The organism is Lentzea sp. NPDC003310 (assembly GCF_040610935.1).
In the GTDB taxonomy this organism is placed as follows: Bacteria; Actinomycetota; Actinomycetes; order Mycobacteriales; family Pseudonocardiaceae; genus Lentzea.
In genome coordinates, this window is record NZ_JBEXNC010000013.1 from 264,735 (window position 1) to 281,651 (window position 16,917).

Consider the following 16,917-nt stretch of genomic DNA (forward strand, 5'->3'; position numbering starts at 1 on the left):
GGAGCCCTGCGTGATCCTGCTGCTGTCGACCTCCGACACCGACCTGCTGTCGGCGCGTGCGAGCGGTGCCGAGTACCGCCTCGGCAACCCCGCGAGACTCACCGTCGAGGACCTGCCCGCGCTCGTCGAGGGCGTCGACCTCGTGCTCGTGCGCATCCTCGGCGGCCGCCGGATGTGGGAGGAGGGCCTCGACTGGCTGCTCGCCCACGGCCTCCCCGTCGTCGTCCTCGGCGGTGAGATGCAGCCGGACGCGGCGTTGATGGAGCTGTCGACGGTGCCCGGCGGCGTGTGCGCGGAGGCGCACCTCTACCTCGCGCACGGCGGGCCGGCGAACCTCACCGAGCTGCACAAGTTCCTCTCCGACACCGTGCTGCTGACCGGCCACGGCTTCGCGGCACCGCAGGCCACGCCGACGTGGGGCGTGCTGGAGCGCGAGGCCTCGGACGCCGAGGGCCCCACGGTCGCGGTGCTCTACTACCGCGCGCACCACGTCGCCGGGAACACGGCGTTCATCCACGCCCTGTGCGACGCGATCGAGGCCAAGGGCGGCAAGGCACTGCCGGTCTTCTGCTCCTCGCTGCGCACCGCCGAGCCCGAGTTGCTCGACACGCTGCGCCAGGCCGACGCGCTCGTCGTGACGGTGCTCGCGGCCGGTGGGACGAACCCCGCCAAGGCGTCCGCCGGTGGCGACGACGACGCGTGGGACGTCGGGGCGCTCGCCGAGCTCGACGTACCGATCCTGCAGGGGTTGTGCCTCACGTCGAGCCGCGACACGTGGGATGAGAACGACGACGGTCTGTCTCCTTTGGACACCGCGACGCAGGTCGCGATCCCCGAGTTCGACGGCCGGATCATCACGGTCCCGTTCTCCTTCAAGGAGATCGACGAGGACGGGCTCACCGTCTACGTCGCCGACCCCGAGCGGGCGCTGCGCGTTGCGGGCATCGCGGTGCGGCACGGGCGGTTGCGGCACATCCCGACCAAGGACCGCAAGGTCGTCGTGATGCTGTCGGCCTACCCGACGAAGCACTCGCGCATCGGCAACGCGGTCGGCCTCGACACGCCCGCGTCGACCGTCCGGCTGCTCAAGGCCATGCGGGAGCACGGGTACGACATCGGCGACGAGCTGCCCGGCGTCGACGAGCTCGACGGCGACAAGCTGATCCACGCGCTGATCGCCGCCGGCGGCCAGGACGCCGACTGGCTCACGCAGGAGCAGTTCGAGAGCAACCCGATCCGCATCGCCGCGGCCGACTACCGCGAGTTCTACGAGACTCTGCCGGACGACTTCCGCGAGTCGATGCAGGAGCACTGGGGCGAGGCGCCCGGCTCGTTGTTCGTCGACCACTCGAAGTCGAAGGACGGCGAGATCGTGCTGGCCGCACTGCGGTCCGGCAACGTCGCGGTGATCGTCCAGCCGCCGCGCGGGTTCGGCGAGAACCCCATCGCGATCTACCACGACCCGGACCTGCCGCCGTCGCACCACTACCTCGCGGCGTACCGGTGGATCGAGTCGAACTTCGGCGCCGACGCCGTCGTGCACGTCGGCAAGCACGGCAACCTGGAGTGGCTGCCCGGCAAGACCGTCGGCATGTCGGCGTCCTGCGGCACGGACGCGGCGCTCGGCGACCTGCCGCTGATCTACCCGTTCCTCGTCAACGACCCCGGCGAGGGCACGCAGGCCAAGCGCCGCGCGCACGCCACGCTGGTCGACCACCTCGTGCCGCCGATGGCCCGCGCCGACAGCTACGGCGACATCGCGCGCCTGGAGCAGCTGCTCGACGAGTACGGGAACATTTCCGCGATGGACCCGGCCAAGGTGCCGGCGATCCGCGCGCAGATCTGGACGCTGATCAAGGCCGCGAAGCTCGACCACGACCTCGGCATGGAGGACCGGCCGCACGACGCGGAGTTCGACGAGTTCATCCTGCACGTCGACGGCTGGCTGTGCGAGGTCAAGGACGTCCAGATCCGCGACGGCCTGCACATCCTCGGCGAGGCGCCGACCGGGTCCGTCCGCGTCAACCTCGTGCTCGCCATGCTGCAGGCGCGGCAGATGTGGGGCGGCCAGGTCGCCGCGCTGCCCGGTCTGCGCGAGGCGCTCGGGCTCACGACCACGGGCCGTGAAGACGTGGACGCCGTGGAGGAAGAGGCCCGCGCGCTCGTCCAGGCGATGGAGGACGCGGGCTGGGACCGGTCCGCCGCGGCGGGTCTGCACGAGTCGGAGGACGTGCGGAAGATCCTGGAGTTCGCGGCCGTCGAGGTCGTGCCGAGGCTCGCGCGCACCACCGACGAGATGACGAACGTCCTGCACGCGCTGGACGGCGGCTACATCCCGGCCGGCCCGTCCGGTTCCCCGTTGCGCGGCCTGGTGAACGTGCTGCCGACCGGCCGCAACTTCTACTCGGTCGACCCGAAGGCCATCCCGTCGCGGCTCGCGTGGGAGACCGGTCAGGCGATGGCCGACTCGCTGCTGGAGCGCTACCGCTCCGAGAACGACGGCGAGTGGCCGCCGTCGGTCGGCCTGTCGGTCTGGGGCACGTCCGCGATGCGCACGGCCGGCGACGACATCGCCGAGGTGTTCGCGCTGCTCGGTGTCCGGCCGGTGTGGGACGACCAGTCGCGCCGCGTCACGGGCCTCGAAGTCGTGTCCCCGGAAGAACTGGGCAGGCCGCGCATCGACGTCACGGTCCGGATCTCCGGGTTCTTCCGCGACGCCTTCCCGCACGTCGTGTCCCTTTTGGACGACGCCGTGCAGCTGGTCGCGCACCTGGACGAGCCCGCCGAGCAGAACTTCGTGCGCGCGCACATGCTGCGCGACCTGGAGGAGCACGGCGACCAGCGCCGCGCCACGCTGCGCGTCTTCGGCTCCAAGCCGGGCGCGTACGGAGCGGGCGTGCTGCCGCTGATCGACAGCCGCAACTGGCGCGACTCGTCCGACATCGCCGAGGTCTACGCGGTGTGGGGCGGGTACGCGTACGGGCGTGGCGTCGACGGCGTCGCGGCGCGCGAGGACATGGAGTCGGCGTACCGGCGGATCGCGGTGGCTGCCAAGAACATCGACACCCGCGAGCACGACATCGCCGACTCGGACGACTACTTCCAGTACCACGGCGGCATGGTCACCATGGTGAAGGCGTTGACGGGCAAGGCACCCGCCGCGTACGTCGGCGACAGCACGCGCCCGGAGGCGGTCCGGACCCGCACGCTGACCGAGGAGACCTCGCGGATCTTCCGCGCCCGCGTGGTGAACCCGCGCTGGGTCGGGGCGATGCGCAACCACGGCTACAAGGGCGCGTTCGAGCTGCAGGCGACGGTCGAGTACCTGTTCGGCTACGACGCCACGACCGGCGTCGTCGCGGACTGGATGTACGAGAAGCTCACCGAGACCTACGTGCTCGACCCGGAGACCCGCAAGTTCCTGCAGACGTCGAACCCGTGGGCGTTGCACGGCATCGCGGAACGGCTGCTGGAGGCCGCCGAGCGCCAGATGTGGGAGCACCCGGAGGAGTCCACTTTGGACGCGCTGCGGGCGGCCTACCTGGAGACCGAGGGCGAGCTGGAGGACGGCGCCTGATCGACCCGGACGCAGCAGTGATCCGGTGAGGGGGCGAGGCGCGCGGTGTGCCCGTGCGCCTCGATCCCGTCGAGCAGTCCGCTGACCAGGCACAGGTTCATCCCGCACACCAGCTGCGTGTGCCGGTGAGCCAGGCTGTGGAACGGGCAGTTGCGCAGCAGGATCGAGCCGTCCTGGAAGCGCGGCTCGAACCCGAAGCCCGCCAACGCTTCCAGCACGGACGACGGCGCGGCGCCGGCCAGTTCGGCACCCCACTCGTACGCACGCCGGTTGAGGATCTCGCGCGGTGGCTCGCCGGTGCTCTCCGCCTCCATCAACGCGTCGGTGAGCAGGTGGCTCGCGGCCTCGTACCGGCGGTCCGGCAGCGACACCTCGATCTGCTCCGCCGAGCGCTGGTAGAGCTTGGCCGGTCGGCCCGCGCCCGGACCACCCGTGCGGCGCTCGCGCACCGTTGTGAGAAGTCCCATCTCCACCAGCTTGTCGAGGTGGAACCCGGCCGTCGTGCGGGGCAGCGCGACGGCCCGCGCGGCCTCGTCCTTGCTGATGGGAGCGGTCTGCCGCGCCACGAGGTCGTACAGGCGGCGGCGGTTCGGTTCGTCCAGGGCCGCGACGGCGGCGACGGGATCGGCCATCTCTAAAAACTACTCTTGTTGACTAAATTCGGCCAGCGGATCTACCGTGGCGGCATGGACGTCGAGGCGGCGCAGCAGGCGGTCACGGACCTGCTCAAGGCGCTGGGCAAGGACCCGTACTCGGTGCATCTGGCCGACACCCCGCGCCGCGTCGCCGAGGCCTACGCGGAGATGCTGACGCCGCGCGAGTTCTCCATGACGACGTTCCCCAACGACGAGGGCTACGACGAACTGGTGCTGGCGCGCAGCATTCCCGTGCAGTCGTTGTGCGAGCACCACATGCTGCCGTTCCACGGCGTCGCGCACGTCGGTTACCTGCCGGGGGAACGGATCCTGGGCCTGTCGAAGCTCGCGCGCGTCGTCGAGATGTTCGCGCGCGACCTGCAGGTGCAGGAGCGGCTCACCCAGCAGGTCGCCGACTGGCTGCAGGAGCGGTTGCGCCCCAAGGGAGTTGGCGTCGTCATCGAGGCCGAGCACATGTGCATGGCCCTGAGGGGCGTGCGGGTCACAGGATCCAGCACGGTCACGTCGGCGCTGAAGGGCGTGCTGCGCGAGAACCCCGCGTCACGTCAGGAGTTCTTCACCCTCGTTCACGCGGCCTGAACGGGCCCGAACACGTAGGAGCCGGGTGCCTCCGGGTCGTCGCCGGCCCAGAACTCCGCCCACAGCGTCGTGAACTCGTTGCGCGACAACCGTCCGTCGCCGTCGAGGTCGAGCTTCGCGAACACGGTCTCGGTCGAGCCGCCGGCCCACACGTCGATCATCACCTGGTACTCGTCCTCGGAGACGAAGTCGTCGCCGTCGGCGTCCACCGCGCCGAACATCGCGTCCGCGGTGCCCAGCACCGGTTCGATGTTGTCCGGCAGCACGTCCACGACGCTCAGCACGTCGTCCAGCGACACCCGCGCGGACCCGCCCGCGGCGTGGCTCAGCGTGTCCCACCAGCCGAGCATCACCGCGGACAGCAGCGCGTGGTCGCCGCCGCGCACCGCCGCCCAGCGCCGGGCGAGCAGCTCGAAGTCCCCGCGCTCGAGGAAGCCGTTGCCGTCGGCGTCCATCGCGCGGAACACCCGGTCCACCTTGCTGCGCTGAAATTCGCTCGCCATGGAGCAGGACGATAGGGCCGGAAGTCGCAGGGCAACTATCGGCCGAACGGGTCCGAACAAGCGCCATGGGGGTGAAGTGCTGCTAGTTCATTCGCGGCCAGGCGGGCATTCTGCGGTGCTGCGGGACCGCAACGATGTCACCCGGCTGAACTAGTCCACGAACAGAGCATCGGCCAGCTGCAAACGCCCGGACACACCCAGCTTGCGGTAGATCCCCGACAGCACGCCCACCACGCCGTCCGCGGGCATGAGCAGCGTGGCCGCGATCTCCTCGTCCGAACGACCGCGTGCGGCGAGCTCCGCCACCTGGTGCTCCACCGGGCTGAGCGCGGTCGGCCCGGTCTGCCGCATCCGCCGAGGCCCGGCGCTCGTCGCCACCAGTTCGGAGTAGGCCCGCGCGGCCATCGCCGTCGAACCGCACTTCTGCGCCAAGTCCACGGCGTCGCGCAGGCACGTCCGCGCGAAGGCCGTGTCACCCTGACGGCGCACCACGACCCCGAGGTCCACCAACGCGCGCGCGAGTTCCAGACGGCCGGGGGAGGCGCGCAGCACCCGCACCGCCTCTTCCAGCAACGTCCGCCCGGCCGCGCCCGCCGTGACCCTGCCCTCCGCGCGCAACGCCATGCCCAACGCCCTGGGCGCTCCCCACACGCGGGCGAGCGCCACCTCCTCTTGGGCCAGGTCCCGCGCGCGTTCACCGTCACCCATGGCCGCGCACGCCAGCGCGGCGCCGGAACGCCACGACAGCGCCGCCGGGTTGCGGTACGGCCAGGCGGCGCAGTGGCGGCCCGCGGCCAGGAACGCCTCCAAGGCCTCGTGGTCGTCACCCCGCGCGGTCAGCACGCGGCCGCGCACGGTCAGCACGCCGCCGAACGACCACGTGCGGCGAGCCTCGTCGGTCGAGGCCTTCGCGATCACCGCCGCGGCCTCGTCGAGGCGGCCCTCCTCCAGCAGGATGTCGGCGAGCAGCGCGGCGTGCCACGTCGAGACCGCGTGCCAGCGCCCGTCCTGCCGCAGGTGGTCCGCGGCCACCTCGAGGTCGGCGCGCGCGGAGGCGAGATCTCCCTTGCGGCGCTGGACGTTCGCCCTCATCACGTTCGTCAGCGCGCGCAACGCCGGTGCCTGCGCCCGGTCGACCTCGTCCAGCACGGCCAGCGCCTCGTCGAGCGAGTCGGCCAGGTTCAGCGTCATCGCGGACGCCAGCGACGCGAGCACGCCGTCAGCCGACACCAGCGGGACCGCCTCCGCCGCCGCGATGTCGCCGACCATCACGCGGTGCAGCACCCCGGCGGGTGTGTCGAGCGACACCGACGACGGCACGGCCTCCTGCCACACCAGGCCGTGCACCGCCAGATGCGCCTGTGCCACAGCGGAACCACCGGACAGCACCGCCGGAATTTCGCCGGGGCTCCCTTCGGCGTGCAGGGCGTAGGACAGCGCGATCGCGGACTCGTCGTCGTCCACATCGGACTGCCACGCCTCGCGCAGCCGGGCCGTCGCGCCGGGCAGGTTGCCGACCAGCTCGGCGATGCCCAGCAGCCGCAACGCCCGTGACGGGTTCGCCACCGGTTCGCGCAGCGCCCGCCACAGCAACCGCGCGGCACCGGCCGTGTCGCCGTGGTTCACCGCCTCCTGCGCGGCCCGGTCGAGCACCTCGCCCGCCCACGGTTCGAGGCCCGGCGAGGTCTCCAGCAGGTGGTCGGCGATCGCCCGGTCCGACGCGCCGTGCGACCGCAACGCCCTGGCGGCGCGCAGGTGCAGCGCCGCACGGGCGGGCGCGGGCATGTCGTCGAGCACCGCGGGACCCGCGACACCGAGCAGCTCCACCGTCCGCACGGCGTCGGCCAGTTCGGCCGGGCTCAGCCGCGTGAGCTCGGCCAGGACGGACGGGTGCGGCGACGGGCCGAGCGCCGCGAGGCAGTGCGCCGCGGTCACGACAGCGGCCGGGCGGCGGCGCAGCCGGGCCGCCATGATCTCGCCGGACACCTCCGCGCCCCGCTGGGCCACCCGCCACGCGGACTCGGCGACCGGCTCGACCTCGTCCTCGGCCAGCGCCCCGACCAGCCGCGTCACCGCCAGCGGGTTGCCGCCGGTCGCGTCGAAGCACGCCGCCGCGAACTCCGGCGCGGCCTCGCCCAGCACGGAGGTCACGACCCGGGCCGTCTCGGCGGCGGTCAGGTTGTCGAGCACGATCCGCCGGCAGGAGGCGGTGATCTCGCCGAACGACGGGTCGTCGCACCGCTCGCCCGCGCCCACCGCGAGCACGAGCGCGACCGGCAGGGACCGCACCCGCAACGCCAGGTAGGCGAGCCAGCGCAGGGACGCGGCGTCGGCCCAGTGCGCGTCGTCCACGACGACCAGCAGGTCCGCGCGGGACGCCAGCGCCGCGACCAGGCGGTAGACGCCGTGCAGCACGGGGAAGTCGGCGGTGGCGGCGGTCAGCCGCAGGGCGCCCGCCGCCTCCGCGGGCACGAGATCGGGGTCGACCAGGTCGAACAGCTGCGCCACGACGCCGAAGGGGAGGTCGCTCTCCAGCGCGCTTCCCCTGGCCCGCACCACCTTCCCGCCCTCTGCCTCCCAGCGCGCGGCGAGGGCGTCCAGGGCCGCGGTCTTGCCCGTGCCGGGCGCGCCTTCCACGACGGTGGTCGTGCCCGGCGCCGCCTGACCGCCGATTCCGGCGGACCACACTTTCAGCCGGTTTTCCAAGATCTCTCCACAATCCGCCGCTGAAAGCTCAGCGGAATTGATGCTAGGAGAAAGCGCTCCACTTGCCCAGGTAAAGGTTCCTGGGCTATGGGCGTCTCAACAGGAGTACGGCCCGTATGATCCCGCGGGCTACTACTCGAATGAGTAGCGGCAGCGCTTCCACGTCGTCCGGGTGGCCCAGAGCAGGCCTCTCGGGTCTGGTCGTGGTGCTGGTCGTTGTGGTAATGCAGTGCTTGTTCTCCGCCACCGCGGAGCGAAAGGAAGAATGCGTGTCGGGGAATCGGGACGGGGTGTTCCGCGGCCGTGAGGGAGAACGGGAGCTCCTGAACGGCGTGCTGGGCGCGGGCACCGGGGTCGTGCTCGTCGACGGTGCGGCCGGCACCGGCAAGACGCGGCTGCTCGCCGAGACCGCGGCCCTCGCCGCCGGACTCGGCTTCGACGTCGCCACCGCCGAGGACGAGCTCGACCAGCCGTTCCTGCTGGCCCGCCTCGCCGAACGCCGCCCGGACGGTCCCACGCTCGTCGTCCTCGACGACCTCCACCTGGCCGAGCCCGGCACCCTGGCCGCACTCCGCGCGCTGTTACCCGCCGCCACCCACGAGAAGGTCGTCTGGCTGCTCGCCCGCCGCCGCGACGAGGGCGCCGACCGCCTGTTCGCGACCGCCGCGGCCCGCGGAGCCACCAGGATCGAGCTGCGGCCGCTCGCCGACGACGTGGTCGCGGACCTCGTCACCGACCTCGCCGGCGCCGTCCCCGACCAGGACCTGAAAGCGCTTGCCTCCACCGCCCAGGGCAATCCGGGCGCGCTGCTCGCGCTCTTCGACGCCCTGCACGCGGACGACCAGGTGCTGCTCACCGCCGAGCACGCCGCGCTCAGGGCGGACCGGGTGCCCCGGCACACCGAGGCGGTGCTGCGCGAGCGCGTGAGCGCGTTGAGCGGCAAGGCGAGGCACCTGCTGCAGGTCGCGTCCGTGCTCGGCCCGCGCTTCGAACCCGGTGACGTCGCGGAGATGCTGGCGTCGAGCACCGCGATCCTGTTGCCCGCACTGGACGAGGTCATCGGCGCGGGTGTCGTCACGGCGCTCGACGACCGGCTCGCGTTCCGCCACGACCTGCTCTGGCGCCTGGTCGCCGACTCCGTGCCCCCGCCCGTGCGGCGCGCGTTGCACCGCGAGGCCGGCGAGATGCTGCTCCGGCGCGGCGACTCCGCGGTCGGCGCGGCCAGGCACCTGCTGCACGGAGCCCAGCGTGGCGACGCCCGGTCCATCGACGGACTCGTCGCGGCGGCGAAAGCCGTGCTGTGGAACGCTCCCGAGGCCGCTGCCGAGCTCGCCGTGCGCGCCCTGGAGCTGACCGACCAAGCGTCTGCTTCGCTGGTCCACCGCACGGTCATGGCGGTGCGAGCGCTCACCGCGGCGGGCCGGCTCTCCGCCGCGCAGACGTTGGCACAGGAGGCGTTGGCACGCCAGGTGGCCCCCGAGCCGGCCGCCAAGCTCCGGCACTGCGTGGCCACGACGACGTTGCTCGCCTCCCGGCACGCCGAGTCGCTCGCGATCTCCGAGGCCCTGCTCGCCGAACCCGACCTGGCCCCGGAACTGGCGCCGTGGGTGGAGATCACCCGCCTGATGGCGTTGCTCGGCCACGACCGGCGCCGCGCGGAGGAGGTGGCCGAGGCCGTCGTGCGGTCTCGGCAGGGCGGTCCGGACGACGTGTTGGCCACGGCCCTGGCCGTGCTGGCGGCGATCGCGCGCGACAGCGGTCGTCCCAGGGCCGCGCTGGACCTCGCCCGCGAGGCCGCCCGCTCGACCACCGCGCACGACCTCAGCGCGTACCCGCAGCTGCTGTTCGCGACGCTGCTCGCGGGGCTGCGGGAGTTCACCGAGGCCGCGGGTGTGGTGCGGCGGGTGCGGGGCGGACCGTCCGCCGTGGTCACCAGGGAGGTCATGACCGCGGTCGTGCAGGCCCGGATCCTGTTGCAGGCCGGGCGGATCGAGGAGGCCGCGGGGGAGGCCCGCGCGGCGCTCGCGGTGGCCGAGGAGACCGGGCACGAGACCGTGGTCGCGCCGGCGCTGGCCGTGCTCGCGATGGTCGCGCTGCACACCGGCGACCTGCCGGCCGCGCTCGAGCACGTCGAGCGCTTCCGCGACCGGGTGCCCGCCGACGAGATCATCTTCTCGCGGGCCTACTACCAGTGGACCGAGGTGCTCGTCACCCACGTCGACGCCGGGCTGGACAAGGCGGTGGCGCTGCTGCGCGCCGAGCACCCGGACCTGGTCGGCTCAGGGCTCTTCGCGGAGGAACCCCGTGCCGCCGGGTGGTTCGTGCGGCGCGCGCTGGAGGCGGGGGACCGGGAGCTCGCCCAGGCCGTCGTGGACCGCGCGGAACTGCTGGCGCGCGACGGGTTCCCGGCGGTCGCCGCGGCCGCCGTGCACACCCGCGGCCTGCTCGACGGCGACGCGGCGGCGCTGGAGCAGGCCGTGCGGGACCACCGCGACCTGTGGGCGCGGGCGAACGCGGCCGAGGACCTCGGCGTGCTGCTCGCGGACTCGGCCGACCGCGCGGAGTCGGTGAAGGCGCTGGAGAACGCGCTCGGCCTGTACCGGGAGATCGGCGCCTCCCGCGACGGCGCGCGGGTGCTGGGCCGGTTGCGCAAGCTCGGCCGGCGCCGCCGCGCGACCCCGGCCCGCCCCGAGTCCGGCTGGTCGAGCCTCGACGACACCGAGCTGGCGATCGCCAACCTGGTCGCCAAGGGTCAGACCAACCGGCAGATCTCCACGCAGCTCTTCATGTCACCGCACACGGTGAACTTCCACCTGCGCAAGATCTTCCGCAAGCTCGGGATCAGCTCTCGCGTCGAGCTGGTGATGAGGTCGAGGGACGACCAATAGGGGTCGCGGCCCGCTTGGCCTGACGCCGCAGCTGCAGGATCCGGGCCGCACCCACGACCGCGACCAGCAACGCGCCGCCGATCGCGCCGAACAGCAGCGCCACGCCCAGGGGAAGGCTGAACTCGCCCCACAGGAAGTGGATCGTGGTGTTGTCGCCGTTCTGCAGGATGAAGATCAGCAGGAAGATCAGCACGACGATCGCCACCAGCACCGCGATCCAGGTGCCGGAGATGCGGGTGGGCCGCATCTTCTTCGGTGCGGCCGCCGGGGTAGTCATGGGCGGGGACGCCGGAACCGGTTCCGTGACCGGCGTCTTCAGGGACTCGTCGCTCGGGTTCGCCACGCTCAGATTATCGGCGAGCCCGAGCGGTCCCGCGCGCTGGCGAACGGGTTACAACCTGCGCAGCCCCGACAGCACGCGCTCCAGCAGGGCCATGTTCGGCTTGTCGCCCGGCTCGTGCACGGCGACCAGGTTCAGCGTGATCAGGTCGCTCAGCAGCACCCGCGTGACGCCGAGCGGGATCTTCATGAGCGCCGAGATCTCCGCGACCGAGCGCGGCTGCAGGCACAGCCGCATCATCGCGGCCTGGTCGTTGGTCGCGCGGTAGAGGCGGTCCTCGTCGGTGGAGAGCAGCGTCTCCAGCCGCAGGTCGTGGCGGGCCGTCGTGCGTCCGCCGGTGCGGGCGTACGGACGGATGAGCGAGCTGTCCCGAGCGGGAGTGCCGGTCGGTTCGTCTTCTTGCACAGGCCACTCCGGGGGCGGTTCCGGTGGGCGTTGGCGCAACGGTTCCTGACGGGGCAGTTGTTGCGTCTCCGCGCCGGTGAAAGCTTCACTTCCGTCGGCGCGCAGCCGTCTACGGGTCGCCGGAGACCCGAATCGGGCCCCCGTGTAACCGATTTCCGTCGCTTCCTCGTCGTGCACGTGCTCAAGCTATAACGAAGTCGCCCAAATGTATGTGGATCACGTTGCCTTTTTGTCGGTCAGATCGAATCTGACCTGGATTGCAGTGCCGGACGACGTCGTTTGGGTGCGCACGAGGTCCGCCAAACGGTTGACAAGCAACAGACCGCGACCGCCTGGTTCGTTTGCGTGAACAGGGGTGCGTCCGGCCAGAACATCGGTGATGTGGCCGTTGTCGTTGACTTGGCAAACAATACTTTTGTTTTCCGCCCAGACGCGGACCGTGCTCTCGCCCCCGCCGTGCCGCACGCTGTTGGTCGCGAGCTCGGTGACCGCGAGCGCGAAGTCGTCCACGCGGTCGCGGGCCAGGCCGAGCTTCGTGGCCTGCTCGCGCGCGAACGCCCGCACCGCCGCCATCGCCCCTGCTCCGACGCATGTGCTCGCCGCGTCGGACGGGATCGTGAGCGGCAGGGAGTGCGCGGCGACGACCACCCGTGCGGGGTGGAAGTGGTCGCTCGGGCGGTGGCCGCCGGCGTCGATCACGACCGGGTGGGTCTTCTCGGCGTCGGCCAGGACGTCGTGGCTGAGGGCGGTGGTGTCGTAGGGGCAGAGGATGCTCAGGTCGCGTCCGCTGAACGCGTAGTTGACCAGTGCCTCGTGCAGCGCGCACGCCGGGTACTCGACTTCGGTGCGCATGTCCCACACCGGCTCGCTGATGATGCGGACGGCCCCGCGGTGCCGGTCGGCGAACGCGCGGAGATCCGGGATGATCCGGCCGGGGTTGCGGCCGGTCTCCTCCATGTCGACGAAGGTCACGAGGTGGGAGAACCCGCTGAGGGCCTCCCGGAGCAGCTGGAGGTTCCTGCTCGGCACCGCCACGGCGACGGGTTCGCCGCTCGCGAGTCCCTCCACCACGAACGGGACGGTCCCGTCGATGTAGGAGTCCTCGTCGGAGTAGAACAGCGCCGGATGTGCGAACGTCATGTGCCACCTCTCGTCAACGTCCCAGGATCCCCACCCGGTCCGTTGCTCAAACCATCATTTCTTGACCCTGACACCGTGTCAGCCCCTACACAGGAACGGTCATGTTCACCATCGGAGACTTCGCCCATCTGGGGCGCGTGTCGGTGCGGATGCTGCGCCATTACGACGCGGTCGGGTTGCTCCCGCCGGCACACGTCGACCCCTCCAGCGGCTACCGCTTCTACACCGCCGCCCAGCTGCAACGCCTCAACCGCCTCGTCGCGCTGAAGGACCTCGGTCTGACGCTCGACCAGGTGCGGGTCGTGCTCGACGAAAAGCTTTCCGCGGAGCAGTTGCACGGCATGCTTTCGTTGCGGCGAGCCGAGTTGCGGCAGCAGATCCTCGCGGACGAGTCGCGTCTGCGCCGGGTCGAGGCACGTCTCCGCGCCATCGAGAGAGAGGGCGCCATGCCCACCGACGAGATCGTCGTGAAGCCCGTTCCCGCCGTCCGGGTCGCCCGCCTGACCGCGACCGCCGCGTCCTACGGCCCCGAGGACATCGGCCCGGTCATCCAGCCGCTGTACCCGCAGCTCTTCGAACGGCTCGGGCGCGCGGGCGTCACGCCGTCCGGCTACGGCATCGCCACCTACGAGCAGGCCGCCGGCGACGAGGTGGTGGTGCGGGCCGGGGTGACCGTGTCGGTCGACCCGTCGCCCGCCCACGACTTCGAGGTCGTGGACCTGCCGGCGCTGAGCCAGGCGGCGACGATCGTGCACCGCGGCACGATGGACGACGTCGACGCGTCGTACCAGGCCGTGGCGGCGTGGATCGAGGCGCACGGGTACCGGCAGAACGGGTTCGCCCGCGAGGTGTACCTGAACTACGGCGAGGGCGACCCGGCCGACTGGGTGACCGAGCTGCAGCTGGAGATCACCAAGGCCTAGCGGGGCGCGGATCGCGGCGTCAGTCCGGGTGGATGCGGCGGTGCAACGACTCCATGCGTTCGTCCAGCTGCGCCGCGATCATCGCCGTCGACATCAGCTCGCCCACGAAGTCCGCGGGCGGGCTGTCGTCGTACTTGTAGAAGAGCTTGTGCTCCAGCGTCGCCCAGAAGTCCATCGCGATGGTCCGCAGCTGCACCTCGACCTTCACGTGCTCGACGCGGTCCGACAGGAACACCGGGATGCGCACGATCAGGTGCAGGCTGCGGTACCCGTTCGGCTTCGGCCGGGCGATGTAGTCCTTGGTGTGCAGGATCTCCACGTCGTGCTGGCGCGCGAGCATCGCCTTGACGCGGTAGACGTCCGAGACGAACGGGCACACCACGCGCACGCCCGCGATGTCGTCGAGCCAGTCGCCGATCGAGTCGAGGTCGAGCGGAAAACCCTTGCGCCGCAGCTTCTCCAGGATGCCCTCGGGCTTCTTCACCCGGTTGGTGATGTGCTCGATGGGGTCGTGCTGGTGGACCGAGTCGAACTCCTCGCTGAGGATGCGGAGCTTCGTCATGAGCTCCTCGATCGCGAACTTGTAGACCAGCAGACGCCGTTCGAGGTCGCGCAGCAGGCTCAGGTCGTCGGCCAGGTCGGTCACCACACCAGAGTACTGATCACGACCGGGTGAACCGCGCCACCGCCTCGGGCGCGTAGCCGTAGAAGCCGGGAAGACCACCTGTGTGGAGGAACACGACGGGAACGTCGCCGTGCGGCGCGATCTCGCGGAACTTCACGGCGGCCTTGCCGGTGTAGACCGGGTCGAGCAGCACGCCCTCGGTGCGGGCGAAGAGCTCCAGCACGTCCCACATCTCCGGCGTCGGGACGCCGTAGCCCTCGCCGATCGTGTCGTCGGTGACGGCGACGTGGCCGAGCTTCGGGGCAGGTTCACCGAGAAGGGTGGCGGCGTCGGTGGCGAGCGCGTGGAGTTCCCGCTCGGCGTCCGCGGCCGTGTGCGAGACGCTCACCGCGTGCACGGTGCCGGGCCAGCCCAGCAGTTCCGTGCCGAGCGCGATGCCCGCCGCCGTGGCGCCGCTGCCGTCCGGCACGACGATCGTGGCGTCGTCGATGCCGCGGTCGCCCAGTTGGCCGACGAGCTCGACCGCCGCCGCGACGTAGCCGAGGGTGCCGAGGCCGTTCGACCCGCCGACGGGCAGCGTGACGGCCTTGTCGTGGTTGATCCTCTCGTAGGCCGCGACGGTCTCGTCCGCGTCCGCGCACAGGTGCACGTTCGCGCCGAACATGTGGTCCAGCACGACGTTGCCGGACCGCTCGTACGCGTTGCCGGACATCGGCACCTTGGCGGTGAGGACGAGCTCGCACTTGAGGCCGAGCTTCGCGCACGCCGCCGCGGTCTGGCGGCCGTGGTTGGTCTGCAGCGCGCCGAACGTGATGATCGTGTCCGCGCCCTGCTCGATCGCGGCGCCGAGCAGGAACTCGAGCTTGCGCAGCTTGTTGCCGCCCGCGCCGAGGCCGTTGACGTCGTCGCGCTTGATCAGGACCGGCGGGCCGCCGAGCGCGGTGGTGAGCCTCGGAGCGTCCTCCAGCGGGGTCGGCCAGCTGCCCAGGGAGACTCGGGGGAACGCGCTCAGGTCCATGCGGCGAGCTTAATCGCCTCGTCCTCGGCGGGTGCCGGTCCGACGCCGTGCAGGACGTGCGCGAGGACCTCGATGCCGCGCACCACCCGCGGGCCCGGCCGGTTGAAGTAGGACGGGCCGTCGAGGACCCACGTCTCGGGCAGCCGCCGGTCCGGCAGCTCCCGCAGCGTCCGCGCGACGGGAAACCCGCACGGCATCAGCAGGACCACGTCCGGCCGCGCGTCGTCCACGGCCTGCCAGGTGATCGGTCCGGTGTGCTCGCCCTTCTCCGCGAGCAACGGCGTGCCGCCCGCCGCCGCGATCTGCTCGGGGACCCAGTGCCCGGCGGGCCAGGCCGGGTCGAGCCACTCGATCGCGGCCACGCGCGGGCGTGGCCGGTCCCGGGTCAGCCGTTCGACCTCCGCGATGCGGTGGCGCAGCGCGGCGATCTTGTCCGTGCTGTCGACACCCAGGACGTCGCCGACCGTCGCCAGGCAGCCGAGCACGTCGTCCAAAGTGGAAGGTTCGAGGCTCAGCACCGTCGGGCCGACGTCCATCACCCGGACGACGTCGGTGACCCTGCGGTAGGAGATCGCGCAGACGTCGCAGAGGTCCTGGGTGAGGACCACGTCCGGCTTCAGGTCGTGCAACAGGTCCGCGTCGAGGCCGTAGAGCGACGAGCCGCGGTGGACGGTCGCGTTGATCTCCCGGCTGCTGAGGGCGTCCTGGTCGACCGCGGTGCTCGTGACCACGGGCACGCTCGCGACCTCGGCCGGCCAGTCGCACTCGTGGGTGCGGCCCACCAGGTGCCCGGCGAGGCCGAGCTCGGCGACGACGTCGGTCGCGGCGGGCAGCAGCGAGACGATCCGCATCAGACCTCCCGGCCGAACTCGGCGTACCGCGTGGAACCGCTCTCAAGCGCCGCCAGGGCGAGGGTGAGGCGCCGGTGGAGTGACGGGTACACGCGGGGCCTCGCGTCGTCCAGCGTGAGGTACAGGACGCCTTCCAGCTCCGGGTCGCACGCCGCCGCACCATCCACCACGCCACCGTCGAAGACGAACTGGTGGCAGTCGCGCCAGACCCCGTTGCGCGGCGTCCAGTCGACCACCAGCAACCGTCCCAGCGGCACGGACAGCCCGAGCTCCTCGCGGACCTCCCGCGCGGCCGCGGCCTTCGGGGACTCGTCGTCCTCGGTCATGCCGCCGGGGATGTCCAGCACGGCCTTGTAGGTCGGCACGACGAACAGCACGCTGCCCGCCGAGTCGCGGATCAGCGCGCCGCCCGCGGAGGTCTTGGTGGGCCTGCTCGACGCCACTCCGGGCACGTGCTCGAGCTCGGCCGGTCCCTCGTCGAGGACGTCGGCGGCGAAGGCGGCGGGATCTCCCGCGTGCAGTGCGGACACGAGCCGATGATCACACCACCGAGTGATTCGCGCACCCCTCGAGCACGGGTTTCGCGCTGGTGGGCGGATGTCCGGGTGATGACGGTCCGCAACCAAACGATCGGGGAGTACGCTGACCGCTGTAACTCCGTGCGATCAATCGCCGATGTCCGAGGCAACATCGGTGGAGGTGACGC

Annotated in this window: 14 protein-coding genes; 4 read left to right on the forward strand and 10 right to left on the reverse strand. The window is 71.7% G+C overall.

What is annotated here, in order from left to right:
- Window positions 1-10: 10 nt before the first annotated feature.
- Complete coding sequence (gene cobN, locus ABZX02_RS27560) at window positions 11-3,577, forward strand: cobaltochelatase subunit CobN (protein WP_355302111.1); 3,567 nt, start codon at window positions 11-13, stop codon at window positions 3,575-3,577.
- Here cobN and ABZX02_RS27565 read toward each other — a convergent pair.
- Window positions 3,538-4,209 carry a helix-turn-helix domain-containing protein gene (locus ABZX02_RS27565; protein WP_355302113.1) on the reverse strand — a complete coding sequence of 224 codons (672 nt, stop codon included), beginning with the start codon at window positions 4,207-4,209 and terminating at the stop codon, window positions 3,538-3,540. The genes cobN and ABZX02_RS27565 overlap by 40 nt on opposite strands.
- A gap of 54 nt (window positions 4,210-4,263) precedes the next feature.
- Here ABZX02_RS27565 and folE point away from each other — a divergent pair, with 54 nt between their 5' ends.
- Window positions 4,264-4,812, forward strand: a complete 549-nt coding sequence (folE, locus tag ABZX02_RS27570) for a GTP cyclohydrolase I FolE (protein WP_355302115.1) — start codon at window positions 4,264-4,266, stop codon at window positions 4,810-4,812.
- Here folE and ABZX02_RS27575 read toward each other — a convergent pair.
- Both ABZX02_RS27575 and ABZX02_RS27580 read right to left on the reverse strand, forming a co-directional pair.
- A complete protein-coding gene (locus ABZX02_RS27575) occupies window positions 4,800-5,315 on the reverse strand; it encodes a calcium sensor EFh (protein WP_355302117.1) in 516 nt (171 codons plus the stop codon). The two genes, folE and ABZX02_RS27575, sit on opposite strands and share 13 nt — an antisense overlap.
- Window positions 5,316-5,465: 150 nt before the next feature.
- On the reverse strand, window positions 5,466-8,021 hold the full coding sequence (locus tag ABZX02_RS27580) for an AAA family ATPase (protein ID WP_355302119.1): 2,556 nt from the start codon (window positions 8,019-8,021) through the stop codon (window positions 5,466-5,468).
- Window positions 8,022-8,290: 269 nt separating this feature from the next.
- Between ABZX02_RS27580 and ABZX02_RS27585 the strand changes: the two genes are divergently transcribed.
- Window positions 8,291-10,909 (forward strand): LuxR C-terminal-related transcriptional regulator, encoded by a 2,619-nt coding sequence (locus ABZX02_RS27585; RefSeq protein WP_355302121.1) that lies wholly within the window; start codon window positions 8,291-8,293, stop codon window positions 10,907-10,909.
- Here ABZX02_RS27585 and ABZX02_RS27590 read toward each other — a convergent pair.
- From ABZX02_RS27590 to ABZX02_RS27600, 3 genes are all read right to left on the reverse strand, one after another.
- Window positions 10,863-11,186, reverse strand: a complete 324-nt coding sequence (locus tag ABZX02_RS27590; protein WP_355302158.1) for a lipopolysaccharide assembly protein LapA domain-containing protein — start codon at window positions 11,184-11,186, stop codon at window positions 10,863-10,865. The two genes, ABZX02_RS27585 and ABZX02_RS27590, sit on opposite strands and share 47 nt — an antisense overlap.
- A 114-nt stretch (window positions 11,187-11,300) precedes the next feature.
- Window positions 11,301-11,654, reverse strand: coding sequence for a DUF742 domain-containing protein (locus tag ABZX02_RS27595; RefSeq protein WP_355302123.1), 354 nt, complete (start codon window positions 11,652-11,654; stop codon window positions 11,301-11,303).
- Between the two features lie 216 nt (window positions 11,655-11,870).
- Entirely contained in the window at window positions 11,871-12,794 is a 924-nt protein-coding gene (locus tag ABZX02_RS27600; protein ID WP_355302125.1) for an anti-sigma factor RsbA family regulatory protein, read from the reverse strand.
- Between the two features lie 101 nt (window positions 12,795-12,895).
- On the opposite strand from ABZX02_RS27600, the gene ABZX02_RS27605 reads away from it, so the two are divergent.
- The gene (locus tag ABZX02_RS27605; RefSeq protein WP_355302126.1) at window positions 12,896-13,717 is read left to right on the forward strand and encodes a MerR family transcriptional regulator; all 822 of its coding nucleotides are present in this window, start codon (window positions 12,896-12,898) and stop codon (window positions 13,715-13,717) included.
- A gap of 19 nt (window positions 13,718-13,736) precedes the next feature.
- On the opposite strand, the gene ABZX02_RS27610 is transcribed toward ABZX02_RS27605, so the two are convergent.
- The 4 genes from ABZX02_RS27610 to ABZX02_RS27625 are packed head-to-tail and all read right to left on the reverse strand — an operon-like array spanning window position 13,737 to window position 16,741.
- The gene (locus ABZX02_RS27610) at window positions 13,737-14,366 is read right to left on the reverse strand and encodes a GTP pyrophosphokinase family protein (RefSeq protein WP_355302128.1); all 630 of its coding nucleotides are present in this window, start codon (window positions 14,364-14,366) and stop codon (window positions 13,737-13,739) included.
- 13 nt (window positions 14,367-14,379) lie between these two features.
- Complete coding sequence (locus tag ABZX02_RS27615; RefSeq protein WP_355302130.1) at window positions 14,380-15,360, reverse strand: D-cysteine desulfhydrase family protein; 981 nt, start codon at window positions 15,358-15,360, stop codon at window positions 14,380-14,382.
- Window positions 15,351-16,211: a cobalamin-binding protein gene (locus tag ABZX02_RS27620; protein WP_355302131.1), complete on the reverse strand. Its 861-nt coding sequence runs from the start codon at window positions 16,209-16,211 to the stop codon at window positions 15,351-15,353. The genes ABZX02_RS27615 and ABZX02_RS27620 overlap by 10 nt, the downstream gene beginning before the upstream one ends.
- A complete protein-coding gene (locus ABZX02_RS27625; RefSeq protein WP_355302133.1) occupies window positions 16,211-16,741 on the reverse strand; it encodes an NUDIX hydrolase in 531 nt (176 codons plus the stop codon). Before ABZX02_RS27625 ends, ABZX02_RS27620 begins: the two co-directional genes overlap by 1 nt.
- Between the last annotated feature and the right edge of the window lie 176 nt (window positions 16,742-16,917).